The following is a 25,691-nucleotide window of genomic DNA, read 5'->3' as shown; positions in this document are numbered from 1 at the left end:
TGGGTCACCGGGGGCCTGGATTCTGACGCAAACCTCTTGGTCAACTCGGCGGGGTCGGGGGGAGGGGGAAGAGGAGGCAGCTGCTTGTCGCGTGGGCGATCAGGCGGTTTGCCGCGTCCGTCAGGCGGGCTTCGGCCAGGGCCGTGCGGCGACCGCGTTGCAGCACCGTGCCCTCGCAGCGCAGCGTGCCGCTGTCGACGGTGACCGGGCGCAGGAACTTCACGTTCAGGTCCAGCGAGGTGTAGCCGACCCCGGCCGGCAGTGTGGTGTGCACGGCGCAGGCGGCGGCGGTGTCCAGCAGGGTCGAGATGACCCCGCCGTGGACGGTGCCCAGCGGGTTGTAGTGGAACTCCTGAGGGACCAGTTCGACGGTGACCCGCCCCTCGTCGGCCTCCATCCGCGCCATGTCGATCAGGTGCATCACCGGGGGTGCGGCGAGTTCTCCGGCGATCATCGCGCGGAGCAGGTCGATGCCGCTGCGCCGACCGACCTGCGCGGCGTTTGCCGCCGGATCGGACCAGGTGAAGGTACGGCTGCGCGCCGGCTCCTGCGTCTGTGTCATGGACGCAGCGTGGCAGCACGTTGCTGAGTCTGTCAATAAGACCTAGCCTGGTCGGATGACACCCGCGGCACTTGACTGGTCGGTGGAGAACTGCACAATCGCTCGCGCCATGGAGATCCTCGGCGAGCGGTGGACCATGGTGGTGCTGCGCGAGGTGTTCACCGGCGTACGACGCTTCGACGACATGCGGGTGCGCACCGGGATTCCGCGTCAGGTGCTCACCAACCGGCTGACCGTGCTCGTCGAGCGGGGCGTGCTGCGTCGTGAGCCGTACCGGGAGCCCGGCAGCCGGCTGCGCCACGAGTACCGGCTGACGGAGAAGGGTCTGGCCCTCTGGCCGGTGCTCGTCGCAGTGCTGGGGTGGGGTGACCGGTACCTGGCCGACGCCGAGGGTTCGGCGCTCAGCGTGGGGCATCGCGACTGCGGCGCCCCGGTGCGCGTCGAACTGCGCTGCGCCGACGGGCACCCGGTCGATGATCCCCGCGACGTGCTGCCCCGCCCGGGGCCCGGCGCGCGCCGCCGTACCCCCTGACGCCGACCGCCGCCCGTTCGTCTGCCGCCCGCCGCCCGCCGCCCGCCGCCCGTTCGTCTGCCGCCCGTCGCGCCGGCGCCCGTTCGTCCGACGTGCCGGCCGACCCCGTGGAGAGGGCGCGGCCGGGTTGTGGCGTCAACGGCGTCCGGTGGCGAGTGGTGTCCGAAACGGATCCGGCGGTGGTCGGGGGTGTGACGGCAGGTGCCCGCGAGCGTGTCGGTGGTGTTGCGGAGGTGTGACCGGTGGGGGTCGACGAATTCGGGCGAAACCAGGTCTTGTCAATGATCTTAAGTATGTGAATACTTCAGTGCACTCGGCCGGTTTTCGCAGATCGGCCGGGTCGCCCTCGGGTCAGCCACCCCCGGCCAGACCCGTCTCCCCCGCCCAGGAGGTTTGTTACATGCGACCCACGAGGTCCTCATTCCGCGTTGCGGCGACCGTTGCCGTGAGTGGAACCCTGGTCGTCGGCTCGCTCATCGGCGCACCCGCCCAGGCCGCCCCCGCCGCCTCGCCCGACGCCGCCGCAGCCCTCTCCGCTCAGCTCGGTGACCGCTCCGCCGGCTCGTACATCGACGCCAGCGGCAAGACCGTCGTCACGGTCACCGACGCCGCCGCCGCGCGCACGGTCAGCAACGCCGGAGCGAGCGTCCGGTACGTCACCCGCGGCGCCGCCGAGCTCAACCGGGCCACCGCCGAGCTGGAGCGCTCGGCGAAGATCCCGGGCACCGCCTGGTGGAGCGACCCGGTCACCAACCAGGTGGTCGTCTCCGTCGACAACACCGTCACCGGCGCCAAGCTGGAGCGGGTCAAGGCGGCCGCCGCGCGCGCCAACGGCGCGGTGCGGGTCGAGGCCGAGGCCGGTGTGCTGAGCACCCGCATCTCGGGTGGCCAGGCCATCTACACCGGCGGCTACCGCTGCTCGCTCGGCTTCAACGTGCGCAGCGGCAGCACCTACTACTTCCTGACCGCCGGGCACTGCACCAACCTCGGCACCAACTGGTACTCGAACTCCAGCCAGACCACCCTGCTGGGCACCCGTACCGGCACCAGCTTCCCGGGCAACGACTACGGCATCGTGCGGCACAGCAACTCCGCGAACGCCGCCGGTAACGTCTACCTCTACAACGGCAGCTACCGGGACATCACCGGCTCCGGCAACGCGTCGGTCGGCCAGTCGGTGCAGCGCTCCGGCAGCACCACCGGCCTGCGCAGCGGCTCGGTGAGCGCGACAAACGCCACGGTGAACTACGCCGAGGGCTCGGTCTCCGGCCTGATCCGCACCAACGTCTGCGCCGAGGGTGGCGACAGTGGTGGCTCGCTCTTCTCCGGTGGCACCGCGCTCGGCCTCACCTCCGGCGGCAGCGGCAACTGCAGCAGCGGCGGCACCACCTACTTCCAGCCCGTCACCGAGGCCCTGAGCCGCTACGGCGTCAGCGTCTTCTGATCGATTCACCGCCCGCGGGTCGCCGGATTCCTCCGGCGGCCCGCGCCGCGCGTTCGGGACCACCGCCGGAGCCGGGCCGCCTGCCCCGCCACCACCGCCCACGCCCGCAGCGCCCGCGCCCGCGAATCCAGTTCGTGTGCGCTCGCCGTCCGCGAGCCCAGCGTCCGTGCGCCACGCGCCGCCTCAGGCGAGGCGGTCCGGCCCGTCCGTGGGAAGCAGGGGATCCGGGGGTACGACACCTGTCGTCGGCAGGGCGGGCCCGAGCGGTGTGGCGCCGTCGGTGGCCCGTGCGAGGTGTGCCCGTCGGGCGGAGAGGACCGCCAGCAGCGGCCAGAGTGACACGCCCACCGCCGTCACCCGTTCGGCCAGGCCGGTCCGGGATCCGCTTGTCACCTCGAACGCGAACCAGCCGAAGAGGGCGAGCAGCACGATCGTGGCGCTCAGCGCCACGCCCCGACGAAACGCCCAGGGCGGCTGCGGCACCCGCGGATGTGCGGTGTCCGGGCCGCGGGGCAACCGCAGCGCCGACCCGGCCGGCCAGAGCGCCAGTGCCAGGACCGCGACCGTCGCCGCGATGCCGTGGCTGAGGGAGCCGCCGACCGCCGGCCGGGGAAAGGCGACAAGCGCGATGGTGGCCACACCGCCCACGGCGAGCAGGAAGCGGCTGGGCAGCCCGGCCGCGTGCAGCACTGCGGCGATCGCCAGGTAGCAGCAGCCGAGCAGCAGCAGAGCAGTGATCATGATCCAGGCGTCGGTGGCGTCGTGCCCCGCCAGCTCGCTGATGGTGTCCCGGACCGGGTCGTACCCGGCCGGCTGCCGGGCGCCCGCGACAGTCCAACCGCCCACCAGCAGCACCGGCGCGGCAACCGCCGTGGCGACGCCCCAGTTTGGTACGGCGCGCATTCGGCCACGTTAACCGGCACGACGGCCCGGTGAGCCGGGATCGGCAGGCTGCCACCGGCGGCGCGCGCCGGCCTGCCACCTGCCCACCAGCGAATCGTGCCGGCCTGCCGGGTGCCCCCGAGCGGGGCCGGCTGCCCCTGACAGAATGCCGGTGAGGACTGTTCCACGATGAGGAGTTGCCAGCCGTGATCCGTACCCACAATGCCGGAAGCCTGCGCGCCGCGGACGCCGGCTCGACGGTGACGCTCGCCGGGTGGGTTGCCCGCCGGCGTGACCACGGCGGCGTCATCTTCGTCGACCTGCGCGACGGCTCCGGCGTGGTCCAGGTGGTGTTCCGCGAGGAGGACGCGCACGCGCTGCGCAACGAGTTCTGCGTGAAGGTCGTCGGCGAGGTGACCCGCCGGCCGGCCGGCAACGAGAACCCGGAGCTGCCCACCGGCGAGGTCGAGGTGACGGTCGCCGAGCTGGAGGTGCTCTCCGAGGCGGCGCCGCTGCCGCTTCCGGTGGACGACCAGGTCGAGGCCGGTGACGACCTCCGGCTCAAGTACCGCTACCTGGACCTGCGCCGCAGTGGCCCGGCGAACGCGCTGCGGCTGCGCTCGCGCGCCAGCCAGCTCGCCCGGGGCGTGCTGCACGAGCGGGACTTCCTGGAGATCGAGACGCCGACGCTCACCCGGTCGACGCCCGAGGGCGCCCGCGACTTCCTGGTGCCAGTCCGACTCCAGCCCGGCAGCTGGTACGCGCTGCCGCAGTCGCCGCAGCTGTTCAAGCAGCTGCTGATGGTCGGCGGCATGGAGCGGTATTACCAGATCGCCCGCTGCTACCGCGACGAGGACTTCCGCGCCGACCGGCAGCCGGAGTTCACGCAGCTCGACATCGAGATGTCGTTCGTGACCGAGGACGACGTGATCGACCTCGGCGAGGCGATCGTGTCGGCGCTCTGGAAGGACCTGGCCGGGCACGAGATCACCAGGCCGATCCCGCGGATCACCTGGCACGACGCCATGGCCCGGTACGGCTCGGACAAGCCGGACCTGCGCTACGGCGTGGAGCTGACCGAGCTGACCGACTACCTGCGCGGCACCGAGTTCCGGGTGTTCGCCGGCGCGATCGACGCGGGCGGCTACGTGGGCGCGGTCGTGATGCCCGGCGGCGCGGCGCAGAGCCGCAAGGAGCTGGACGGCTGGCAGGACTGGGCGAAGGCGCGCGGCGCCCGGGGCCTCGCGTACGTGGTGCTGGACGCCGAGACCGGCGAGGCGCGCGGCCCGGTGGCCAAGAACCTGTCCGCCGAGCACCTGGGCGGGCTGGCCGACGCGGTCGGCGCCAAGCCCGGCGACGCGGTGTTCTTTGCCGCGAGCGCCACCACCCGGGAGGCGCAGGAGCTGCTCGGCGCGGCCCGCATCGAGATCGCCAAGCGCGCCGGCCTGGTCGACGAGAGCGCCTGGGCGTTCTGCTGGGTGGTCGACGCGCCGATGTTCGAGCGCACGGACGAGGGCGGTTGGACCGCCGTGCACCACCCGTTCACCTCGCCGAACGCCGAGTGGGTGGACCGGTTCGAGGAGGCGCCGGACCGGGCCCTCGCGTACGCGTACGACATCGTCTGCAACGGCAACGAGATCGGCGGCGGGTCGATCCGTATCCACCGGGGCGACGTGCAGAAGCGGGTGTTCGACCTGCTCGGCATCACCCCCGAGGAGGCGCAGGACAAGTTCGGCTTCCTGCTGGAGGCATTCAAGTACGGTGCACCGCCGCACGGCGGCATCGCGTTCGGCTGGGACCGGGTCTGCATGCTCCTGGCCGGCGCGGACTCCATCCGCGAGGTCATCGCGTTCCCGAAGACCCGGGGCGGCTTCGACCCGCTGACCGGCGCCCCGACGCCGATCACCGCCCAGCAGCGACTGGAGGCCGGCATCGACGCGAAGCCCAAGCCGCAGCCGGCGGCCCACGCAGGAACGGCCGGCCCGGCAGCCCCGGTGGCCGACCCAGTCTGACCCCATCCCATCCCATCCCACCCCGCCCTGATGCTTGGGTGATCAAGAGGTTTGCGTCATCATCGCCCCGCGAGATGACGCAAACCTCTTGATCATCGGTGGGGGAGTGGGCTGCGATGCGGGTGCTTGTCGTCGGGGGTAGCGGGTTTCTGGGTTCCGAGGTGTGTCGGCGGGGTGTTCGCGCCGGGTTCTCGGTCGTGGGGACGTACCACTCCGGGTCCGTCGGGGTGCCGGGGGTTGCTCAGCGGCGGCTGGACGTGACCGACCGCGCCGCCGTGCGCGCGCTTGTCGCGCAGGTGCGGCCGGACATCGTGGTCGCGACCCCCTATCGGTACGACGACTGGACTGTCACCGCCGACGGCGCCGCGCACGTGGCCCTCGCCGCCGGCGAGGTGGGGGCCCGCCTGGTGCATCTGTCCAGCGATGCGCTGCACGGCGGCCGACCCACCCCGTACGCCGACGACGACAGGCCCAGCCCGATCAACGCGTACGGGGCCGCGAAGGCGGCGGCCGAGACCGCCGTGCGGGCGATCGACCCCGGCGCGGCGCTGGTGCGTACCTCGCTGATCCTCGGGGAGGGCAGCAAGCAGATCGAGCTCTGCCGGGACGCGCTCGCCGGCCGGGCGGTCCTGTTCACCGACGAGTTCCGCTGCCCGATCGACGTGGGTGACCTGGCCGACGCCGTGTTGGAGCTGGCCTGCTCGTCGTACGCCGGAGTGCTCAACGTGGCCGGCGCGGACGCCGTGAGTCGGGCCGAGCTGGGTCTGCTTGTCGCCGAGCGGTTCGGTCTGGACCCGGCCGGGCTGAAGACCACCACGGCGGTAGCCGCCGGCGTGGTCCGTCCCAGCGACGTACGCCTCGACTCCGCCCGTGCCGCCGGCCTGCTGCGGACGCGACTGCGCGGGGCACGAGAACTCCTGGCCTGACGTTCTGCACACTTCCTATGCATAACTCTTGTGCATAGGAAGTGTGCAGAGATAGTGTGCAGCCATGGTGAATGACGAAGCGACCCCGCGGCCCGCGCCGCGGGAGGTGCGGATCGACAGGCGGCAGGTCCGGGTGCTCGCGCACCCGCTGCGGATGCGGTTGGTCGGAGCCCTGCGCGTGAACGGGCCGGCCACCGCCACCACCCTCGCCGAGCTGCTCGGCACCAACACCGGCGCGACCAGCTACCACCTGCGCCAACTCGCCGAGGTCGGGCTGGTCACCGAGGATGCCGACCGGGGCAGCGGACGGCAGCGCTGGTGGCAGGCGACCCACGACGTCACCAGTTGGGAACCGAGCGACTTCGACGACGACCCCGATGCCCGCGCCGCGATCGAGTGGATCCAGGGCGACCAGGTGCGCCTCCTCGTCGAACACGCCGACCGCTGGTTCGCCACCCAGCACGAGTGGTCCCCCGCCTGGCGGGACGCCTTCGGCATGGGCGACATCTTCCTGACCGTCCCGCCGGAGCGGCTGGAGGCGCTCAAGGCGGAGGTGTGGGAGGTGCTGGAGCGCTACCAGCGGGAGGCCGAGCCGGTCGACACGGCCGAGCCCGCCGATCCGCAGGCCCGTCCGGTGCAGGTCTTCCTGGCCGCCTACCCGCTGCGGGACGGCCCCCGATGAGCGCGAGGAGCGAGCCGGGTCTGCGAGCCCCGCAGTCGCGAGTGGAGGTCATGTCGTGAGCGCGCTTACCGTCCGTCAGGTCCGGCGTCGTTACCTCACGCTGTACGGCCTGCGCTGGCTGCCCACGGGGATGATGATCCCGGTGATGGTCCTGCTGATGCAGGAGCGGGGTCTGTCGCTGCCGCAGATCGGCCTGGTCGGCACCGCGCAGGGCCTGCTGGTGCTCGCGTTGGAGCTGCCTACCGGCGGCTTCGCCGACGCTCTCGGTCGCCGGCCCGTCCTGCTCGCCGCCGGCGCGCTCAACCTCGTCTCGCTGTCACTGTTCGCGGTGGCCGACTCGTTCTGGTTGTTCTTCCTGGTCTGGGCGTTGCAGGGGATCTACCGGGCGCTTGACAGCGGCCCCCTGGAGTCCTGGTACGTCGACGCCACCCTCGCCGCGGACCCGCAGGCCGAGTACGAGAAGGGCCTCGGGTACGCCGGCACCGTCATCGGCGTCGCCATCGGCGGCGGCGCGCTGCTCAGTGGCGGCCTGATCGCGCTCGGTCCGCTGGGACCGGTCAGCGCGCTCACCGTGCCGGTGCTGGCCGCGATCATCGCGCAGGCGGTGGCGCTCGTCGCGTTGGTCGTCCTGCTTGTCGAGGAGCGGCCGGCCACCGGATTCGCGGCGGTGCGCGCCTCGGTGGTGCAGGCGCCCCGGATGATCGGCCAGGCCGTCGGCCTGCTGCGCCGGTCCCGGGTGCTGCTGGCCCTGGTGGCGGTGGAGCTGTTCTGGGGCTTCGGCATCGTCACCTTCGAGTCGCTGCTGCCGGTGCGGCTCGCCGAGGTGATCGGCGATCCGGAACGCGCCGCCGCGCTGCTCGGGCCGGCCAGCTCGGCGGCCTGGCTCGCCAATGCGGCAGGCGCGGCGCTGACCCCGCTGCTGCTGCGCTGGCTCGGCGCGGCGCCCGGCGCGGCCCTGCTGCGCATCCTGCAGGGCGTGACCGTCGTCGGGATGGGGCTGCTCGCCGGACCTGTCGGGGTGTTGGTGGCCTACCTGGCCTGTTACGCCGTGCACGGCGCGTCGAACCCGCTGCACAGTGGCCTGCTGCACCGCCAGGTCGACGGTCCGTACCGGACCAGCGTGCTCTCGCTGAACTCGATGATGGCGCAGCCGGCCGCCGCGCTCGGCGGGGTGGTGCTGACCGCGATCGCCGCCGCCGCCAGCGTCAGCACCGCGATGGTGGTCGGCGCGGTGGTGCTGGCCGTCGCCGCCCCGCTCTACCTGCCCGCCTGGCGGGCCGGCCGCAACGCCGCCGCCGATCCCGCCGACCCACCCGCGGTTCCCGTGCCAGTCGAGCAGCGCTGAGGCCGTGTCGCAGTCCTCGGGCCGCCGGTCGGTCCGGGGACTGCGGTGCGGGCCCGGGCGCCTCAGGCGAGGCGGACCGAGGTGACGTGGTGGGTGCTGGTGAAGCCGAGCCGGCGGTAGAGCCGCACCGCCCCCACGTTGTCCGGGTAGACGCCGAGCCCGACGGTGTCGTGCCGGGCCAGCAGCGCCCGGGTCATGCCTGCGGTCAGCGCCGCGCCGAGGCCCCGGCCGCGCTGGTCGGGGGCGACGGTCAGGCCCGCCAGGAACCCGACGTCGCCCCGGCTGCGGTCCGCGCCGCACGCCACCAGCCGGCCGCCGGCCCGGATGCCGTACCAGTCGACCACCCGCGGATCGCCCGGCCGGGTGGTGGTGCTCGGGAACGCCTCGTCGACAAGCGCGTGCAGCGCCGGGCGGTCGGCGTCGGTGAGCCGTACGACAGGCTGCTCGTCCGGCTGGGTCGGTGGCGCCACGGTGGTCCAGTGGAAGTCCCAGTCGACCTGCTCGGCCACCGGTAGTCGGGCGGCCAGCAGGGCGGGGTCGAGCCGGGGGAGGTGCAGCCGGTGCTCCGGCCGCAGCACCCCGTCGGCGACAAGCGTGGCGCAGATCGCCAGCACCGGCGCGACGGGGCCGACGGCGTCGGCGCCCAGCCCGCGCTCGGGCGGCAGCAACCACAGCACGGCCCCGTCGCGCCGGTACCCGTGCGCCGGCACGCCCGGCGAGAGCGAGTGCCTGACGAACGGGTGGTCACCGGCCGCGGCCAGGATCGCGGCCCGGTCGTGGATCGCCTGGTCGTCGGTGATCATGACGGTCAGCCTAGGAGCCGCCGTACGGGCGAGCGCGCCCGGTCCGGCAGCGCGCGGGCCGATCCACTGTCGAGATTGGCGAGCCGACCGATTGGGTACATCACGCGCCGACCTACTGGGAACCCCCACCGGAGGACCGACATGCTCGCCATTCTCGCCGCCATCGTCTTTGGCTTCGCCCTGCTGCTCGACCTGCTCAACACCGACTTCGGCGCGCCGGACCTGTTCAACTGGAACACCCTCGTGCTCATCGGCCTGCTCCTGCTCTCGCTCTACCTGGCCGGCGTCGGCAGCGGCCCGCGCGGCGGTGGCGGCGGCCGCTGGTACCGGGGCCGTCGTCCCGGCCGTGGCTGACCGAGACCGATCAGCGGTGGCCCGGCCCGCAGCGCGATTCCGGCGTCGCGGGTCGGGCCCGGTACTGTCTTCGTGATGGAGTCCGACGCCCTCTTCTCCCTCGGTGCGCCCACCGGGCCGCGCAGCGCGCCCGAGGGGCCCGCCGGTGTCGACGGCTTCACTCCGGTAGCGGACGATTCGCCCCTGCCCGTCCGCATGCGGCCCGTGAGCCTGGACGAGTTGATCGGGCAGGACCACCTGCTCGCCCCCGGCGCGCCGTTGCGGCAACTGGTCTCCGGCGGGGCGCCCATGTCGGTGATCCTCTGGGGACCGCCCGGCAGCGGCAAGACCACAATCGCGCACCTGGTGGCCGGTGCCACCGACCGCCGCTTCGTCGCCATGTCGGCGCTCTCGGCCGGTGTCAAGGACGTCCGGGCGGTGATCGAGACGGCCCGTCGCCAGCGCCGCTCGGGCGGCCCGCAGACGGTGCTGTTCATCGACGAGGTGCACCGGTTCAGCAAGACCCAGCAGGACTCGCTGCTCGCCGCAGTCGAGGACCGCACGGTCACGCTGCTCGCGGCGACCACCGAAAACCCGTACTTCTCCGTCATCTCACCCCTGCTGTCGCGGTGCGTGCTGCTCACCCTGCAACCGCTCGACGACGACGCGGTCCGCGGCCTGCTGCGCCGCGCGGTCGCCGACGAGCGCGGCCTGGGCGGCACGCTGACCCTGGCCACCGACGCCGAGGACCACCTGGTCCGGCTGGCGTCAGGGGACGTCCGCAAGGCGCTTACCGCGCTGGAGGCGGCGGCGGCCTCGGCCACGGCGCTCGGCGTCGGGCGCATCGACCTGGCGACCGCCGAGCAGGCGGTCGACGTCGCGGCGGTGCGCTACGACCGCGACGGCGACGCCCACTACGACGTGGTCAGCGCGTTCATCAAGAGCATGCGCGGCTCGGACGTGGACGCCGCGGTGCACTGGCTGGCCCGGATGCTTGTCGCGGGGGAGGACGCCCGGTTCATCGCCCGCCGGCTGGTCATCTTCGCCAGCGAGGACGTGGGCATGGCCGACCCCACCGCGCTGAGCGTGGCCACCGCCGCCGCGCACGCCGTGGAGTACGTGGGCCTGCCCGAGGTGCAGCTCAACCTGGCGCAGGCGGTTATCTACCTGGCCACCGCACCGAAGTCGAACTCGGCCACCACCGCGATCGGCGCGGCCATGGCGGACGTACGGGCCGGCCGGGGTGGCCCGGTGCCCCGTGGGCTGCGGGACGCGCACTACGCAGGCGCCCGAGGGCTGGGCCACGGCACCGGGTACCGCTACCCGCACGACGACAAGCGCGGCGTGCTCACCCAGCAGTACGTCCCGGACGACCTGGTGGGCGTCGACTACTACCAGCCCAGCCCGCACGGGGCGGAACGGTCCGTGTCGACGCGGCTGCCGTTGCTGCGCCGGATCGTACGCGGCCTGCCGGCCCCACCCGCCCGCCCCGAAACCCCGCCCGCCTCCTCGCCCGCGACAGCGGGCCCGTCGGTGGCGGCCCCGACCGTCGGGTCAGCGGTAACGCCGCAGCCCGATCCGACGCTTGCCGGTCGGAACGGCCGGTCGGCCACGGATGCGGGCGGGCCCGGCACGAAGCAGGACAGCGGCACGAACGCCGCAGGAGAGGGTCAACAGTGAGATCGCGTGGTGCGGACCGCCCCGACGAGGGCCCGGACGAGCGGCGTGATCCCCGCGCCAAGGGCCGCCGCTGGGGACGAGGCCGAGCCGAGGCCGAGCCGGAGGAGCCGGTGGCCGGCGAGGAGTTCGGTTGGATCGACGACCTGCGCTCGGCCAAGCAGCAACGCGGCGAGCTGGGACCGGACGGCGCCCCGGCCGAGCCCGTGCCGCCGCGCGCGGGTGCGCCGACGCCGCCGGACGCGCCGCCCGGTCCACGCCGCCCCGACGCGGAGGCCGCCGGTGCGCGCCGCCCGGTCGACGGGCCCTGGCCGGGAGAGACGCCCCCGTCGGGTCGCCGCCCGGACGCCCGCCCGCCCGCCGACCGCGAGCACTCCGACCGCCCACCTGCCGACCGCGTCCGGGCCACCGGGCCCGCGGGCCCCGTCGCGGGCCCGCCGACGCCGCGCGGCGCTCCGCCGGTCCCCGGCACCGGGCCCCGAGCCGCCGCAGCGCCCCTCGCGCCACCCGCCGCCCGCCCGGGCGGCGGTGACCCGGCCAGTCCGCCCGGCCCTCGCCCGACGACACGCGGTCCCGCCGGCCCGGCCCGACCGCGTCCGACAGTGGGACCGTCCGGCCCGCACACGGGGCAGCCGACCGCGGGTGGCCCGGCCGGCCACCGCCCGGATGCCGCCGCCCCGACCGGGCGGGCGGACGCGATGCCGCCGCTGCGCCGGCCGGACGCCGTGCCGCCGGGCCGCCGACCCGGACCCGACCCGACCGGGAGTGGCCGGCCGCTGACCGGTGACGGCCCCCCCGCCGGGCGACGTACGACAGGACCCGGGCCCGATCCGGCGCGACCCGCCGCGACCGGTCCGACCCCCTTCGGTGGGCCGCCGGTAGGCGTCGCGCCGCAGGTTGCCGACGGGCTGCGAGCCGACCCCGCGATCGACAACGACCCGCGCACGGCCCGACGTCGTCCCGGCCCGGTCGACCCGGGAGCGCCGGAGCCCGTGGGCCACACCCCCCCGACCGGGGGTGGTCGCCGCCGTGCCGCCGAGCCGGACGGGCCTGTGGTGCCCCGCTCGGGCAATGCCCCACCGATGCCCGAGGCGCCCGCCGCGCCCGCAGCCGCAGCGCCAAGTGCCGGGGTCGCCGGCGCCGGGCCTGCCAGCGTCACGTCCACCGACGGCACCGGCCGCCGTCGCGCGGTCCCCGACGACCAGGGCCGGCGCACGCCGACAGGCGGTGAGCCGCGGGCCGACCGCCCGGAGCGTCCGGCCGACTGGCTGCGTCAGGCCGGCCGGCTGCCACACACCGACCCCGGCCTGCCGGTGGTAAACCGCCGAGGCGGCGACGCGCAGGCCCCGACCGCGAACAGGCCCGTCGGCCGCCGCGCCGCCCCGCCGCCCGCCGGTGATCTGACCGATCGCTCCGGTGGCCCACTGGCCGTACCCGATCCGGCCGCGGAACGCGCCGCCGGCCGCCGTCCCGTCGGGCCACCCGCCGACCCGGGCGCGGACGCTCCCACCGGCCGCCGGGCCACCCGACCCGGTGCGCCGGAAGTCACCGGAGAGCAGGCGAGCGGTTCCGTTCCTCGTCCGCCGGTCACCGGTGAGCGGCCCGTCGGCCGTCGAGCCGCTCCGGGAACCGCCTCGGATCCGATCAACCGACGCCGCCGCCCGCCTACCGAATCCGGCCCCGAGGGACCCACCGGGCGTCCCGGTCCGGTGGACGACCGTGGCGACGACCCGTACGCCGGTCCTGCCGGCGGCGGACGACCCGCGCCCGCCCGGGGCGGCCGCTCCGCTCCGCCCGGGGGCCGGGCCCGACTCGCGCCCGGCGACGCGCCGGTCTCCGGCGCCGGTCGCCGTGGTTCCGACGGTCCACCCCGTCCCGGCGGCGTGCCCGAGCGGGGTGCCGCCCGTCCCGGCGGCCCGGCTCGCGCCGCCGTGCCGCCGGGCGCTGGTCCGGACGGTCCGCCCCGGCCTCGCGGGGACGGCCAGGCTCGCGCCGCCGTGCCGCCGGGCGCTGGTCCGGACGGTCCGCCCCGGCCTCGCGGGGACGGCCCGGCTCGCGCGAACGTGCCGCCGGGCGCCGGTCCGGACGGTCCGCCCCGCCCCGGCACTGCCCGGCCCCGTCCGGACGGCCCGGACGGTCCGGCTCGCGCCGCCGTCCGCCCGCCGGGCGTCGGGCAGCCGCCCGCCGGCGACGACCGGGCGGGTGTCGAGCACGCCGGCCCCGGGTCACCCGTGGCCGCGCGTGCTGCCGCTCCGCGACCGGCGGACCGTGCCGCGGGCCGCGCCCTGCCGCCGCCACGTGAGGCCGGCCGGCCCGAGCCCAGCGGCGTCGCCCCCGTGCCACCGCCCGGCCGCCCCGGCGAGCCGGTCGGTGTGGCCCGCGCCGCCGTCGTGGTGCCCGCCGCGACGGCGCCGATCGCCGAGCCGACCGACGGGCCCGCACTGCGCGCGGCAGGCCAGGATGCCTCCGCCGACGACGACGCCCCGGGCGCCCGATCCGAGGTACGACGGCAGTCACGCGAACGTCGCCGACTCCGGGTGGCCATTCTGGCGCTGGTCAGCGTCGTGCTGCTCGGCGCGGTGCCGCTCTTCTTCGGGGTTCGCACGCTGAGCCGGGATCCGGTCTTCGACAACCTGGACCAGCTCGGCGTGCCCGCTTGGGCCGCGACGAAGACTGTCGACGACGTCAGCGGCAGCCGTTGGTGCCTGCTCGACTGCCGGCTGCGTGAGCGCACCGTCACCTCGGAGAAGTCGCCGGAGGACACGACGAAGGTCTACGAGGAGGCGCTGCGCCAGGACGGCTGGCAACCGTGGAAGGTGAGCCGCTGCCCGGAGCAGAAGACTAAGGGCAGCTACACCTGCTGGCGTCAGGACGAGCTGACCCTCGACCTGTGGGTACGGGCACCTGCCTGCGTGCCACCACCGGTCGACGGGGAACCGGCGATCGTGCCGTCGGTGGAGCCGTCGGCCGCTGCGGGGGAGTGCACCGGCTCGTTGGTGTCGGTGAAGGTGCGCAACGCGATCGACGACGAGCGGACCAGGCCGCAGCCCAGCACCGATCCGTCACTGACCGGAGAGGACCCGTACCCGACGGTCAGCGGGGATCCGCTGGGCGACGTGACACCCTCACCGTCCTGAGCCGCTCTCCATCACGGACGGTAGGGTCTGGGGCTGGCGGGCCTGCCCGTGCCCGGCGACCGGCGACGGCTCGGTGGGTTCGGAGGGCACCACTGTTGTGCGTTCCGGGGACGTCGGGTCCGGCGGAACTCTGCTTGAGGAGGACAGGCGTGGGCGACATTTTGGCGATCGCGGCGCTGATCGCGGCGAGCGCGTTCGCGGTGCTGGTGCTCATCCTGACGCTGCCCATCCTGCGGCTGCGGCACACGGTGGACGCCACCACGCGGATGATCAACGACGTCAACGATCGGACCGGACCGCTGCTCGGCGACGTGAACACCACTGTGAAGAACGTCAACGTCGCGCTGGAGCAGGTGCAGACCTCGCTCGACGGCGTGAACCTTCAGCTGGCGAAGGTCGACACGATGACCAGCCACGCCCAGAACGTCACCGCAAACGTGGCCAACCTCGCCACAGTGGTCTCCGCCGCCGCCGCGAACCCGCTGGTGAAGGTGGCCGCGTTCGGCTACGGCGTGCGTAAGGCCGCCGCCGGCCGCCGGCACGCCGAGACCGAGCGCGAGGTGCGCGACACCATCAAGCAGCAGCGACGGGCCGCCCGGCGCGGCAACAGCTGACCGGCCGGCGTACCAGGAGGTAGCGAGACATGAGGCGCTTGTTCTGGCTCGGCATCGGCGTGGCCGTCGGCGTGATCGTGGTCCGCAAGGCGACCCGCACCGCCCAGGCGTACACCCCCGCCGGCATCGCCAGCTCGTTGTCGGAATCCGCTGGCGGCCTGATGGAGTCGCTGCGTAGCTTCGTGGAGGACGTCCGGGTCGGGATGGCCGAGCGCGAGCAGGAGATCCACCAGGCGTTCGCCCAGGGCGAGGCGTTCGACGACCAGTTCGCCGAGCTGCGGGAGGACCCGCGGATCGGCGATCGAGACATCTTTCCGGAGGAACACCAGCGATGAAGACGGCGGAGATCAAGCGGCGGTACCTCGCCCACTTCGAGGCGAACGGTCACGCCGTGGTGCCGTCCGCTCCGCTGCCCGCCATCAGCGACCCGAACCTGCTGTTCGTCAACGCCGGCATGGTGCAGTTCGTGCCCTACTTCCTGGGTCAGCAGACCCCGCCGTACCGGCGGGCGGTGAGCGTGCAGAAGTGCATCCGCACCCCGGACATCGACGAGGTCGGCAAGACCAGCAGGCACGGCACGTTCTTCCAGATGAACGGCAACTTCTCCTTCGGCGACTACTTCAAGGCCGGCGCGATTCCGCTGGCCTGGGAGTTGTCCACCAAACCGATCTCCGAGGGTGGTTACGGGCTGGATCCGGAGCGGATCTGGCCGACGATCTACCTCGACGACGACGAGGCGTTCGAGATCTGGCGGTCGGTGGGTGTGCCGGCCGAGCGGATCGTCCGCCGGGGCAAGGCGGACAACTTCTGGTCGATGGGCATTCCCGGCCCGTGCGGTCCGTCGTCGGAGCTGTTCTACGACCGGGGCCCGGAGTACGGCGCCGAGGGCGGGCCGGCGGTCGACGAGGACCGGTACATGGAGTACTGGAACCTCGTCTTCATGCAGTTCGAGCGCGGCCCGGGCACGACCAAGGAGGACTACCCGATCCTTGGTGACCTGCCCGCGCAGAACATCGACACCGGCATGGGCCTGGAGCGGATGGCCTCCATCCTGCAGGGCGTCGACAACCTGTACGAGATCGACGAGGTCCGGCCGATCCTGGCCCGGGCGGCGGAGCTGACCGGCAAGCGCTACGGCGCGCACTCGGGGCACGTGGCAAGTGAGTCGCACCCGGACGACATCCGGCTGCGGGTGGTCGCGGACCACGTGCGGACCGCGCTGATGCTGATCGGCGACGGCGTGACCCCGAGCAACGAGGGTCGCGGCTACGTACTGCGTCGGATCATGCGCCGGGCGATCCGGTCGATCCGGCTGCTCGGCTGGCAGGACCGGGCGCTGCCCGAGCTGCTGCCGGTCGCGCGGGACTGCATGGCGCCGTCGTACCCGGAGCTGGCGACCGACTTCGACCGGATCGCGCAGTACGCGTACGCCGAGGAGGAAGCCTTCCTGTCGACGCTGCGCGCCGGGACGACGATCCTGGACACCGCGATCGCCGAGACCCGCACGGCGGGCGGCACGGCGCTGTCCGGGGCGAAGGCGTTCCAGCTGCACGACACGTACGGCTTCCCGATCGACCTGACCCTGGAGATCGCGGCGGAGCAGGGCCTGAAGGTCGACGACGAGGGCTTCCGCCGGCTGATGGCCGACCAGCGGACCCGGGCGAAGGCGGACGCGCAGGCCCGCAAGACGGGGCACACAGACGTGTCGGCGTACCGGTCGGTGCTCGACGCGGGCGGCCCGGTGACGTTCACCGGCTACAGCGAGGTGGCCCGCGAGTCGCGGGTGCGGGCGCTGCTGGGCGCCGACGGCCCGCGTCAGGCGGCGACCGAGGGTGAGACAGTCGAGTTGGTGCTCGACACGACCCCGTTCTACGCCGAGGGCGGTGGCCAGCAGCCCGACCACGGCATCATCACCGTCGGCGACGGTCAGGTCGAGGTGCTCGACGTGCAGCAGCCGGTGCCCGGCCTGATCGTGCACCGGGCGCGGGTCATCCGGGGTGAGGTGCATCCCGGCGACACCGGCTACGCCGAGATCGACACCACCCGGCGGCGGGCGATCTCCCGATCGCACACGGCCACCCACCTGGTGCACCAGACCATGCGCAACTTCCTCGGCGAGTCGGCCACCCAGGCGGGTTCGTTGAACGCGCCGGGCCGGCTGCGGTTCGACTTCAACACCCCGACGGGTGTGTCGCCGACAGTTCTGCGGGACGTGGAGCAGCAGGTCAACGAGGTGCTCCTGGCGGACCTGGAGGTGCACGCCTTCATCACCTCGCTTGACGAGGCGCGGCGGATCGGCGCGATGGCGCTGTTCGGCGAGAAGTACGGCGAGGAGGTGCGGGTCGTCGAGGTCGGCGACTACGCCCGGGAGCTGTGCGGCGGCACGCACGTGGCCCGCTCGGCACAGCTCGGCCTCGTGAAGATCCTCTCCGAGTCGTCGATCGGCTCCGGTGTCCGCCGGGTCGAGGCGCTCGTCGGCATGGACGCCTTCGGCTTCCTGGCCAGGGAGCACCTGCTGGTGTCCCGGCTGGCCGAGCTGTACCGGGTGCCCAACGACCAGGTCGCCGACCGGGTGGAGCAGACAGTCACCCAGCTCCGGGACGCGGAGAAGGAGTTGGAGAAGCTGCGCGCCCAGTTGGTGCTGGGCGGGGCGGGGGCGCTCGCCGCGCAGGCCAAGGATGTGCGCGGGGTGGCGTACGTGGGCACCGAGGCGCCGGAGGGCGCGGCCGGCAACGACGTACGGACCCTGGCGCAGGAGATTCGCGGCAAGATCGACCCGGCGCGGCCGGCGGTGGTCGCGGTGGCGGCCCGGGCGAACGGCAAGGCGTCGCTCGTGGTGGCGGTCAACGCGGCAGCCCGTGGTCGGGGCCTGGCCGCCTCGGACCTGGTGAAGGCGGCGTTCTCCGGGCGCGGCGGGGGCAGCCCCGACCTGGCCCAGGGTGGCGGCCTGCCCGCGGCCGAGGCGCCGAACCTGCTGCTCACCGTCGAGAAGGCGATCACCGAGGCGTGATGGACGGTAATGGTCGACCAGGGCGGGCCGATCGGTCCGCCCTGGTTCGTCGACAGCCGAGGGGTGACCTTCGGTGAGCGGGTTCACACGGGGTGTTCGCATCGGCGTGGACGTCGGCCAGGTGCGGGTCGGGGTGTCCCGCTCGGATCCGGACGGGGTGCTGGCCACGCCGCTTGTCACCCTCGCCCGCGATCTCACCGCCGCGCCGGACGCGGTGCCGAGCGACATTGCCCAGCTCGTGGCGTTGGTGGCCGAACACGAGGCGGTCGAGGTTGTCGTCGGCCTTCCGGTCAATCTGGCCGGCAAACACGGTCCCGCGGCGGTCGGGGTGAAGGCGTACGCTGACCGACTGGTCGACGTGATAGCGCCCGTACCGGTAACGCTTACCGACGAGAGGATGTCGACCGTGGTCGCTTCTCGTAGGCTTGCCGAACGTGGCGTCCGAGGTAAACGTCAACGTGCGGTTGTCGACCAGGCGGCCGCGGTGGAGATCCTGCAGAGCTGGCTGGACGCGCAGCGGAGGCGGACGTAATGATCGACGATCTGGACCTTGGGTTCGACGAGCCGGACCGGGGTGAGAAGGGCCGGCATCGGCGCAGCTTCGTCCGTAAGCGCGACGGCGGCTCCAGCTCCGGGGGTCGCGGCAAGACCTTCCTGGCGCTGCTGATGGCCCTGCTCCTGCTGGGCGGCATCGGTGGCGGCGCGTTCTACGGGTTCGACCGGATCCAGAACTACTTCGTCACCCCCGACTACGACGGCGCCGGGTCCGGCGAGATCACCGTCGAGATCAAGAACGGCGCGCTGCTCGCCGACATGGCCGACGCCCTGGTGGCCGCCGACGTGGTGAAGAGCCAGAAGGCGTTCATCGAGGCCGCCGAGGCCAACTCCCGCAGCAAGAACATCCAGCCGGGCACGTACAAGCTGCGTAAGCAGATGAGCGGCGCGAGCGCCGTGACGGCGATGCTCGACCTGAAGAACAAGATCGTCAACGGGCTGACCATCCCCGAGGGTCGGACCAGCATGAACATCTACAAGCTGCTCTCCGACAAGACCAAGATCCCGGTCAAGGACTTCCAGGCCGCCGCGAAGGACCCGGAGGCGCTCGGCGTCCCGGACTGGTGGTTCAAGCGCGACGACGGCAAGAAGGTCGTCAAGTCCGTCGAGGGCTTTCTCTACCCGGACACGTACGAGATCCCGCCGAAGGCCACCGCCGAGAGCATCCTCAAGCTGATGGTGGACAACTTCCTCTCGGTGACCGGCGAGATGAAGTTCGCCGACCGGGTGCAGAAGGAACGCAAGGTCAGTCCGTACGAGGCGCTGATCGTGGCGTCGCTCGCGCAGGCCGAGGCCGGTAACAAGGACGACCTCGGCAAGGTCGCCCGGGTGGCCTACAACCGGGCGTACGGCGAGTTCGACTGCAACTGCCTGGAGATGGACGTCACGGTCAACTACTACCTGGAGTCGATCGGCAAGCCGACGAAGTCGTCCAAGCAGATGACGGCGTCCGAGCTTGACGACCCGAAGAACCCGTACAACCGCAAGCTGCGCGGCATGATCCCCACCCCGATCAACAACCCGGGCAAGCAGGCGCTCGAAGGGGCGATGGACACGCCGGTGGGCAAGTGGCTCTACTTCGTGGCGATCGACAAGCAGGGCCACTCCGCCTTCGCCGATACGTATTCTGAACATCAGCGCAACGAGGCCAGGGCCCGCGAGGCCGGCATCATCTGACGATTTCCGAGCACCGAAAAGGCTCCCTTCCCGCGCCGGGAAGGGAGCCTTTCTGGTCAGGCCGGAAACACTATTTACGGTGTCGTTGTCAGTGGCTGGTGCCGGTCCACGAGCCGGTGCGCGGGTTCAGGAACGTCCACACCCCGTTGCTGTTCTGCTTGCGCAGCGCGAACGTGCGGTTGTACCCGTAGTAGAAGTACCCGGTCTGGGTGCTCGTGTCGTAGCCGGTGTTGCGGTTGACCGCGCCGTACGCCTTGCCCCAGGTCTGCGGCCCGACCGACCCGTCGATGCCGATGTTCATCACGTCCTGCCAGGTCCTGGTCTTGGCGGCGGTGTTGGAGCCGTACTCGCCGTCGATGAAGCTGGTGCCGACGGTGCCGCTCAGGTCGTCCGCCCAGATGATGGACTGCCAGAGCCGCACGATGTTGCCGGCGCGGACGCACGAGCTGGACGCGCACAGCTCGTGGTTGTCCGACCAGCTGCCCGCCGCGCTGTCCGCACGCGCGGGCGCGGCCGCCAGCAGCGACATGCTGAAGGCCGCGGCAATCGCGATGAGGACGCGCAGAATCCGTTTGTTCATGGTTCCCCCCAGTTTTCGATCGATCGTCCTGCGCCGAATGCTTTCATCGGCGTCGATGAAACGTCAAGCGAAAAACCGTCGGCGCGGTCGACGAAGGGTGGTGCGGCGGTCGGTGCGGTGGGTAGGGTCGAGGCGACGTGTACGGGGGGCGGACATGACGCGGACCGTGGTGGCCCGTCGGGCCGCGGTGCTGGGCAAACCCATCGCGCACTCGCTGTCCCCGGTGATCCACACCGCCGGCTACGCCGCCGCCGGGCTCGCCGGCTGGTCGTACACCCGGATCGAGTGCGCGGCAGCGGAGCTGCCGGCCCTGGTCGCCGGCCTGGGCCCGGAGTGGGCCGGGCTGTCGGTGACCATGCCGGGCAAGGAGGCGGCGCTCGCCGTGGCCGACGCCGCGTCGCCGGTCGCCGTCGCCGTCGGCGCGGCCAACACGTTGGTACGCCGACCGGACGGCTCCTGGTACGCGGACAACACCGACGTCGGCGGCATGGTCGAGGTGCTCACCGGGGCCGGAGTGGTGCCCGGCGCCGCCCTGACAGTCCTCGGCGCGGGGGGAACGGCTCGCGCCGCGCTCGCCGCCGCCGCGCGGCTGGCCTGCTCGTCGGTAAGCGTGGTGGCCCGCCGGCCGGAGGCGGTCGACGAGCTGCGTCCGGTGGCGGCCGCGCTGGGCATCGCGCTGACTGTTGGCGCCTGGGCGGACGCGCCTCGGCATCTCGCGGCCGCCGACGTGGTCGTCTCCACTGTGCCGAAGGGGGTCGCCGATCCACTGGCCGGTGCCGTGACCTGGCGGTCGGGGGCGGTGTTCTTCGACGCGCTCTACGATCCGTGGCCCACGCCGATGGCCGCGGCCGCCCTCGGGGCCGGCCTGCGGGTGGTGTCCGGATTGGACCTGCTGCTCGCCCAGGCGGTCGGGCAGTTCGAGCAGTTCACCGGCGTGGTCGCGCCGAGGGCGGCGATGGCCGCCGCGCTGGCGGCCGCACCCGTCGCCTGACGCCTTTCGCCGGGGGTCTTGATGTCCGTCCTGATGCTTCTCGCCATCGGTGCCCTCAGCGTGCTGGTGCTGGTCGCCGCGCTCGGGTACGGCTCACTTGGTTGGCCCTTTGTGGCAGTCATTGCCATCGTGGCTGCTGTCGTGGTCGTCCAGCTGTGGCGGAAGGGCCGCTCGGGTGTGGTGCGGCCGCACGACGGTGGCAGGCAGCATCTGCTGCTTGGCGGCTTGGCCACGGCGCTGTGGCTGGTGGGAGTGGCCCTGTACCTCACCTTCGACCTTTCGGTGCCGCTCTACGCGCTGGCGCTGCTCCTCGTCCCGTGCGTGACCTTCCTGGTCGCTGGACTCCTGCAACGCCGTAGCTGACGACCAGGCGGTGCGTTCGACGACCCATCGGCGTCTGACCACGCTGAAGTCTCCGCTGTGGGCCTTCCTTAGCTGACGGTTAAGACGCGCTTACGGGAAACTGTCCTGCCCGCGACATGCCCTGGTCGTCGATACGCTGCTCACGGTTATCGCAGCAGACACAGGGAGTTCTCCTTGACCAGGCATGGACTGCACCGCATCACCCGGCTCCGCAACGGTCCCCGGCGCAAGGCGATCGCGATCGGCGTGGTCGGGGGTGCGGTGGTGGCCGGCATCGTGGCCACCATGATGCCGCTGCTGGCCAGCGACGATCTGTCGATCCGCGCGGTGGCCGACACCACCGCGACGGTGGTGACCCAGGACGGCGACAACGCCACCAAGACGACCCTGGCGACCTGCCCGGCGCGTTGCGACGGCAACCCGCGTGGTGGCCGGGAGGCGGTCGTCGAGTTCGCCGTGACCACAGTTCCGGCCGCCGCCGTCAACGTCCGGGCGACGTTGCGTATGCACGCCTGGCAGCAGTTCGCCGCCACGGTGACGGCGCACGCCTCGGCGTTGAGCGCCCGCGAGACGCGCCCGACCCCGGCGACGGCGGGGGCCGCGCTGGACACCGTGACCGGCGTGGCCAAGGGCGTCAACGAGTGGGACGTCTCCAAGCTGGTCACCGGCAACGGCACCTGGACGGTGTCGCTCGCCCAGACCGGCCTCGAGACACGCGTCTACTGGGGGTCGGTCGAGAACCGCAACCCGGACCTGCGGCCCAGCCTGGTGATCAGCTACGACCTCGGCACCCCGCCGTCGTCGACGCCGACGACCCGTCCGACGCCGCCGCCCTCGCCGAGCGCGCCGCCGACCACCGCCGCGCCCAAGCCCACGCCGACGGTCGCGCCGTCCCGCACGCCCACGCCCACGGGTAGCCCGGAACTTCCGTCCGGCAAGTGCGGCCAGGTGTCGGACACACTCGTCCCCTCCTGCGGCGCCTGGTGGGGGATGTACTCACCCGCCAACGCGGGCAGTGGCTGGGACCACGGCAAGGCCATCGCGAACGTCGAGGCGCAGGTCGGGCGCAAGTTCGACATCGTGCACCGCTACCACGACTTCTCCAACGCCGGCAGCAACGGCGCCTTCCCCGACGCGTACGAGTCGCAGCAGATGCGCGAGGGGCGGCTGATGTTCTTCGCCTGGGAGTCGCGCGACTTCTCCGCCGGTACGACGCTGAAGTGGTCCGATGTCTACAGTGGCCGGCAGGACGCCACGATCGACGCGGTCGCCGGCCGCATCCGGGCCGCCAAGGTGCCGGTGTTCCTGGGCTTCGACCACGAGCCGGAGGACGAGCCGAACAAGGGCAGCGACGCCGACTTCGTCCGCGCCTGGAAGTACGTGTACGAGCGGTTCGCCAAGGCCGGCGCGGACAACGCGGTCTGGGTGTGGACGATGATGGGCTGGTCCGGGCACTACTCCCGGTACGCCGGCCTGTACCCCGGCGACCGGTACGTCGACTGGGTGGCCTATGACCCGTACAACTTCCACGTCTGCAACGGCAGCACCGTGTGGAAGAGCCCGAGCACGACTGTGGACGGCTTCTACCGGTGGCTCGACGAGAACGGCATCGGGGCCGGCAAGCCGCGGATGCTCGCCGAGTTCGGCACGAACTTCAACTCCGCCGACAAGGGAGCCAAGCAGCGCTGGTTCCAGGAGTTCCCGGCGGCCCTGAAGGCTCACCCGAAGATCAAGGCAGCCATCTACTTCAATTCGCCGGGCATGACCACCCGCACGGCGACCTGTGACATGACGATGAACCACGACGCGTCCGCAGTGGCCGGCTTCACGCAGGCCGGCAAGGACGCGTACCTGCGGCAGCCCACCGGAGGGAGCCGCTGAACGAGATGACGACATCGTGAACGCCGACACCGTTCATCGGGAGTTCGCTGGCTGATCCTCCGGCGTTCTGTCGGCTAGCAGATTCATGCACCGCCCAATCGGCGGATGCGCCTACCAGGCTGGGCGAGGCACGCTACCTCGGGTTCTCATCCATCTTGGAGGCGCAGCGTGCCCAAACTCTCGCACTTGTGGCGGTTGTCAGGACGACGTCGTACTCGGGCGGGGGTGGTCGCCCTGGCGACCGTCGCCGCGGTGCTCAGCGTGCCCTCGGTGTCCTCGGCGGCGGTGGTGCCGGTCCCCGAGACCGCGACCCTGGTGTCCGGAAATCCCAGCGACACGACCCCGCACGCCCGCGACGGTGAGACCCGCGCCTTCGCGCAGGTCGGCAACACCGTCTTCGTCGGCGGCAGCTTCACCCAGCTCCGGCAGACCGCCAGCTCCCCGTGGATCACGCAGCGCTACCTCTTCGCGTACGACCGCACCACCGGCACCATGTCCACGACCTTCCTGCCGGTGCTCGACGGCGCGGTCAACACGTTGCTCGCCGGCCCCGGCGGCACGCTCGTCGTCGGCGGCGCCTTCAAGAACGTCAACGGCGTCTCCCGCAAGAACCTGGTCGCGTTGAACCCCGCGACCGGCGCGACAATCGACAGCTGGGTCGGGCGCTCCGACGGCGGCACCGTCCGCGACCTGGTGCTGTCGGGCAACTCGCTCTACGTGGCCGGCGCGTTCAACTGGCTCAACGGCACCGCGCACGCCGGTCTCGCCCGGCTCAACGCGACGACCGGCGCGATCGACCCGACGTTCGCCGTCGACGCCACAGTGGGGCGGAACAGCACCACGTCGTACGTGTGGACGATCGACGTCACGCCGGACGGCCACACCCTGGTGCTGGGCGGCAACTTCACGCTCGTCAACGACCTGCCGCGCAACCAGATCGCGCTCGTCGACCTCACCGGCACCCCGACGGTGCTGGACTGGAGCACCGACAAGTACGTGCCGCCGTGCGCGGCCCCGGCCACGTTCGTGCACTACGTGCAGGACGTGCGGTTCGGTGAGGACGGCAACTGGTTCGTGGTCGGCTCCAACGGCGGCGGCGGTTGGCCGACCGCCTACTGCGACGCCCTGGCCCGTTTCGAGACCCCGGCCCGGGGCGCCGGCCAGCTCGCCACCTGGATCGACTTCACCGGTAACGACACCATCACCTCTGTCGAGGTGGCCGACAACGTCATCTACCTCGGCGGGCACTTCCGGTGGCTGAACAACCCGAACGCCAGCGACACCGCCGGCAACGGCGCGATCGACAGGCTCGGCATCGGCGCGGTCACCCCGGCCACCGGCCTGCCGGTGAACTGGAACCCGCGCCGCAGCGGCAGCGCCTCGATGCCCGCCGGCACCACCGCCTGGGGCTCCGCGGTGCCGGTGCTCTGGCGCGGCTCGGACGGCCTCTACTTCGGGCACAACTCCGACGGCATGGGCGAGGAGTACCACGGGCGGCTCGGCATGTTCCCGCTCGCCGGCGGGCGCACGTTCACCGCGAAGAACCCGCCGTCGGCGACCACTGGCAACCTCTACGTGGCCACCGCCCCGGGCGCCGTGACCAAGGTGCCGTTCGACGGCGCCGCGCTGGGCACCGCGACCGCGACCAGCCAGCCCGCGTACACGGCGGCGGGCGCGACCTGGCGGGTCGACGACCGGATCTACTGGGCGCACACAGTCGCCGGCACGCCCACCGGCAGCCGGATCGACATCTCGCTGTTCAACGGCGGCGCGATCGGATCGCCGTGGGAGGCGTCCGGTTACAACGACTGGTTCAACCCGGCGCTGCTGACCGGCGCCTTCTATCTCGACGGTCGGCTTTACTACACCCGCACCGGCGCCAACAACCTCTACTACCGCTACTTCGAGATCGACGGCAGCTATCTGGGCGCCACCGAGTTCGCGCTGCCCACCACAGGTGTCACCTGGTCGGGTGTGCGCGGCATGGCCTGGGTCGGCGGTCGGATCGTCTACGGTGCCACCGACGGCACGCTGCGCAGTACGCCGTTCGACCCGACGGCCGCGCCGACCGCAGTGGTCGACGGCACCACGGCGACGGTCATCGCCACCGCGACGCCCGAGTTGTCCTGGTCCACCCCCTCGCTGTTCTTCTCGGTGCAGTAACGGTCCACCGTTCGTAACGGAGC

The 25,691-nt window shown here is 72.6% G+C and carries 22 protein-coding genes; 18 read left to right on the top strand and 4 right to left on the bottom strand.

Annotated elements, in window-relative coordinates:
* Positions 1-40: 40 nt before the first annotated feature.
* A complete protein-coding gene (locus OOJ91_RS28650) occupies positions 41-562 on the bottom strand; it encodes a PaaI family thioesterase (RefSeq protein ID WP_266249965.1) in 522 nt (173 codons plus the stop codon).
* 55 nt (positions 563-617) lie between these two features.
* Between OOJ91_RS28650 and OOJ91_RS28645 the strand changes: the two genes are divergently transcribed.
* Entirely contained in the window at positions 618-1,094 is a 477-nt protein-coding gene (locus OOJ91_RS28645) for a winged helix-turn-helix transcriptional regulator (RefSeq protein ID WP_266249964.1), read from the top strand.
* Positions 1,095-1,494: 400 nt separating this feature from the next.
* Complete coding sequence (locus tag OOJ91_RS28640; RefSeq protein WP_266249963.1) at positions 1,495-2,538, top strand: S1 family peptidase; 1,044 nt, start codon at positions 1,495-1,497, stop codon at positions 2,536-2,538.
* 183 nt (positions 2,539-2,721) lie between these two features.
* Here the strand turns inward: OOJ91_RS28640 and OOJ91_RS28635 are convergent, their stop codons facing one another.
* Positions 2,722-3,441 (bottom strand): DUF998 domain-containing protein, encoded by a 720-nt coding sequence (locus OOJ91_RS28635; protein ID WP_266249962.1) that lies wholly within the window; start codon positions 3,439-3,441, stop codon positions 2,722-2,724.
* Between the two features lie 185 nt (positions 3,442-3,626).
* On the opposite strand from OOJ91_RS28635, the gene aspS reads away from it, so the two are divergent.
* From aspS to OOJ91_RS28615, 4 genes are all read left to right on the top strand, one after another.
* Positions 3,627-5,432: an aspartate--tRNA ligase gene (gene aspS / locus OOJ91_RS28630; protein ID WP_266249961.1), complete on the top strand. Its 1,806-nt coding sequence runs from the start codon at positions 3,627-3,629 to the stop codon at positions 5,430-5,432.
* A gap of 116 nt (positions 5,433-5,548) precedes the next feature.
* Positions 5,549-6,358 (top strand): SDR family oxidoreductase, encoded by an 810-nt coding sequence (locus OOJ91_RS28625; RefSeq protein ID WP_266249960.1) that lies wholly within the window; start codon positions 5,549-5,551, stop codon positions 6,356-6,358.
* Between the two features lie 64 nt (positions 6,359-6,422).
* Positions 6,423-7,040 (top strand): ArsR/SmtB family transcription factor, encoded by a 618-nt coding sequence (locus tag OOJ91_RS28620; protein ID WP_266249959.1) that lies wholly within the window; start codon positions 6,423-6,425, stop codon positions 7,038-7,040.
* Positions 7,041-7,095: 55 nt separating this feature from the next.
* A complete protein-coding gene (locus OOJ91_RS28615; protein WP_266249958.1) occupies positions 7,096-8,385 on the top strand; it encodes an MFS transporter in 1,290 nt (429 codons plus the stop codon).
* Between the two features lie 62 nt (positions 8,386-8,447).
* On the opposite strand, the gene OOJ91_RS28610 is transcribed toward OOJ91_RS28615, so the two are convergent.
* Positions 8,448-9,188 carry a GNAT family N-acetyltransferase gene (locus OOJ91_RS28610; protein ID WP_266249957.1) on the bottom strand — a complete coding sequence of 247 codons (741 nt, stop codon included), beginning with the start codon at positions 9,186-9,188 and terminating at the stop codon, positions 8,448-8,450.
* Positions 9,189-9,329: 141 nt separating this feature from the next.
* On the opposite strand from OOJ91_RS28610, the gene OOJ91_RS28605 reads away from it, so the two are divergent.
* From OOJ91_RS28605 to mltG, 8 genes are all read left to right on the top strand, one after another.
* On the top strand, positions 9,330-9,542 hold the full coding sequence (locus OOJ91_RS28605; RefSeq protein ID WP_007458297.1) for a hypothetical protein: 213 nt from the start codon (positions 9,330-9,332) through the stop codon (positions 9,540-9,542).
* 75 nt (positions 9,543-9,617) lie between these two features.
* Complete coding sequence (locus tag OOJ91_RS28600; RefSeq protein WP_266249956.1) at positions 9,618-11,201, top strand: replication-associated recombination protein A; 1,584 nt, start codon at positions 9,618-9,620, stop codon at positions 11,199-11,201.
* 2,438 nt (positions 11,202-13,639) lie between these two features.
* The gene (locus OOJ91_RS28595; protein ID WP_266251456.1) at positions 13,640-14,335 is read left to right on the top strand and encodes a hypothetical protein; all 696 of its coding nucleotides are present in this window, start codon (positions 13,640-13,642) and stop codon (positions 14,333-14,335) included.
* Positions 14,336-14,484: 149 nt separating this feature from the next.
* A complete protein-coding gene (locus OOJ91_RS28590) occupies positions 14,485-14,949 on the top strand; it encodes a DUF948 domain-containing protein (protein WP_266249955.1) in 465 nt (154 codons plus the stop codon).
* 29 nt (positions 14,950-14,978) lie between these two features.
* On the top strand, positions 14,979-15,284 hold the full coding sequence (locus OOJ91_RS28585; RefSeq protein WP_266249954.1) for a hypothetical protein: 306 nt from the start codon (positions 14,979-14,981) through the stop codon (positions 15,282-15,284).
* Positions 15,281-17,959, top strand: coding sequence for an alanine--tRNA ligase (gene alaS / locus OOJ91_RS28580; protein WP_266249953.1), 2,679 nt, complete (start codon positions 15,281-15,283; stop codon positions 17,957-17,959). Before OOJ91_RS28585 ends, alaS begins: the two co-directional genes overlap by 4 nt.
* A 73-nt stretch (positions 17,960-18,032) precedes the next feature.
* Positions 18,033-18,491 carry a Holliday junction resolvase RuvX gene (gene ruvX, locus OOJ91_RS28575; protein ID WP_266249952.1) on the top strand — a complete coding sequence of 153 codons (459 nt, stop codon included), beginning with the start codon at positions 18,033-18,035 and terminating at the stop codon, positions 18,489-18,491.
* Positions 18,491-19,690, top strand: a complete 1,200-nt coding sequence (gene mltG, locus OOJ91_RS28570; protein ID WP_266249951.1) for an endolytic transglycosylase MltG — start codon at positions 18,491-18,493, stop codon at positions 19,688-19,690. The genes ruvX and mltG overlap by 1 nt, the downstream gene beginning before the upstream one ends.
* 88 nt (positions 19,691-19,778) lie before the next feature.
* Here mltG and OOJ91_RS28565 read toward each other — a convergent pair whose 3' ends face one another.
* Positions 19,779-20,270: a peptidoglycan-binding domain-containing protein gene (locus OOJ91_RS28565; protein WP_266249950.1), complete on the bottom strand. Its 492-nt coding sequence runs from the start codon at positions 20,268-20,270 to the stop codon at positions 19,779-19,781.
* Positions 20,271-20,424: 154 nt separating this feature from the next.
* On the opposite strand from OOJ91_RS28565, the gene OOJ91_RS28560 reads away from it, so the two are divergent.
* The 4 genes from OOJ91_RS28560 to OOJ91_RS28545 all read left to right on the top strand — a co-directional run bounded on the left by OOJ91_RS28560 (position 20,425) and on the right by OOJ91_RS28545 (position 25,668).
* The gene (locus OOJ91_RS28560; RefSeq protein ID WP_266249949.1) at positions 20,425-21,261 is read left to right on the top strand and encodes a shikimate dehydrogenase; all 837 of its coding nucleotides are present in this window, start codon (positions 20,425-20,427) and stop codon (positions 21,259-21,261) included.
* A gap of 21 nt (positions 21,262-21,282) precedes the next feature.
* Positions 21,283-21,624: a hypothetical protein gene (locus OOJ91_RS28555; RefSeq protein WP_266249948.1), complete on the top strand. Its 342-nt coding sequence runs from the start codon at positions 21,283-21,285 to the stop codon at positions 21,622-21,624.
* A gap of 174 nt (positions 21,625-21,798) precedes the next feature.
* Entirely contained in the window at positions 21,799-23,505 is a 1,707-nt protein-coding gene (locus OOJ91_RS28550; RefSeq protein ID WP_266249947.1) for a glycosyl hydrolase, read from the top strand.
* 225 nt (positions 23,506-23,730) lie between these two features.
* Positions 23,731-25,668 carry a hypothetical protein gene (locus tag OOJ91_RS28545; protein WP_266249946.1) on the top strand — a complete coding sequence of 646 codons (1,938 nt, stop codon included), beginning with the start codon at positions 23,731-23,733 and terminating at the stop codon, positions 25,666-25,668.
* Positions 25,669-25,691 lie beyond the last annotated feature (23 nt).

This window comes from Micromonospora lupini, assembly GCF_026342015.1.
Taxonomy (GTDB): Bacteria; Actinomycetota; Actinomycetes; order Mycobacteriales; family Micromonosporaceae; genus Micromonospora; species Micromonospora lupini_B.
Note: the sequence above shows the minus strand (reverse complement) of the source record. Positions and strands in the feature narration are given on the sequence as shown.

Excerpts from the sequence above, each read along its gene's own strand:
- OOJ91_RS28650 (WP_266249965.1), bottom strand. The coding sequence starts at position 562 with ATGACACAGACGCAGGAGCCGGCGCGCAGCCGTACCTTCACCTGGTCC.
- OOJ91_RS28645 (WP_266249964.1), top strand. The coding sequence starts at position 618 with ATGACACCCGCGGCACTTGACTGGTCGGTGGAGAACTGCACAATCGCT.
- OOJ91_RS28640 (WP_266249963.1), top strand. The coding sequence starts at position 1,495 with ATGCGACCCACGAGGTCCTCATTCCGCGTTGCGGCGACCGTTGCCGTG.
- OOJ91_RS28635 (WP_266249962.1), bottom strand. The coding sequence starts at position 3,441 with ATGCGCGCCGTACCAAACTGGGGCGTCGCCACGGCGGTTGCCGCGCCG.
- OOJ91_RS28625 (WP_266249960.1), top strand. The coding sequence starts at position 5,549 with ATGCGGGTGCTTGTCGTCGGGGGTAGCGGGTTTCTGGGTTCCGAGGTG.
- OOJ91_RS28620 (WP_266249959.1), top strand. The coding sequence starts at position 6,423 with ATGGTGAATGACGAAGCGACCCCGCGGCCCGCGCCGCGGGAGGTGCGG.
- OOJ91_RS28610 (WP_266249957.1), bottom strand. The coding sequence starts at position 9,188 with ATGATCACCGACGACCAGGCGATCCACGACCGGGCCGCGATCCTGGCC.
- OOJ91_RS28605 (WP_007458297.1), top strand. The coding sequence starts at position 9,330 with ATGCTCGCCATTCTCGCCGCCATCGTCTTTGGCTTCGCCCTGCTGCTC.
- OOJ91_RS28600 (WP_266249956.1), top strand. The coding sequence starts at position 9,618 with ATGGAGTCCGACGCCCTCTTCTCCCTCGGTGCGCCCACCGGGCCGCGC.
- OOJ91_RS28585 (WP_266249954.1), top strand. The coding sequence starts at position 14,979 with ATGAGGCGCTTGTTCTGGCTCGGCATCGGCGTGGCCGTCGGCGTGATC.
- alaS (WP_266249953.1), top strand. The coding sequence starts at position 15,281 with ATGAAGACGGCGGAGATCAAGCGGCGGTACCTCGCCCACTTCGAGGCG.
- mltG (WP_266249951.1), top strand. The coding sequence starts at position 18,491 with ATGATCGACGATCTGGACCTTGGGTTCGACGAGCCGGACCGGGGTGAG.
- OOJ91_RS28565 (WP_266249950.1), bottom strand. The coding sequence starts at position 20,270 with ATGAACAAACGGATTCTGCGCGTCCTCATCGCGATTGCCGCGGCCTTC.
- OOJ91_RS28560 (WP_266249949.1), top strand. The coding sequence starts at position 20,425 with ATGACGCGGACCGTGGTGGCCCGTCGGGCCGCGGTGCTGGGCAAACCC.
- OOJ91_RS28555 (WP_266249948.1), top strand. The coding sequence starts at position 21,283 with ATGTCCGTCCTGATGCTTCTCGCCATCGGTGCCCTCAGCGTGCTGGTG.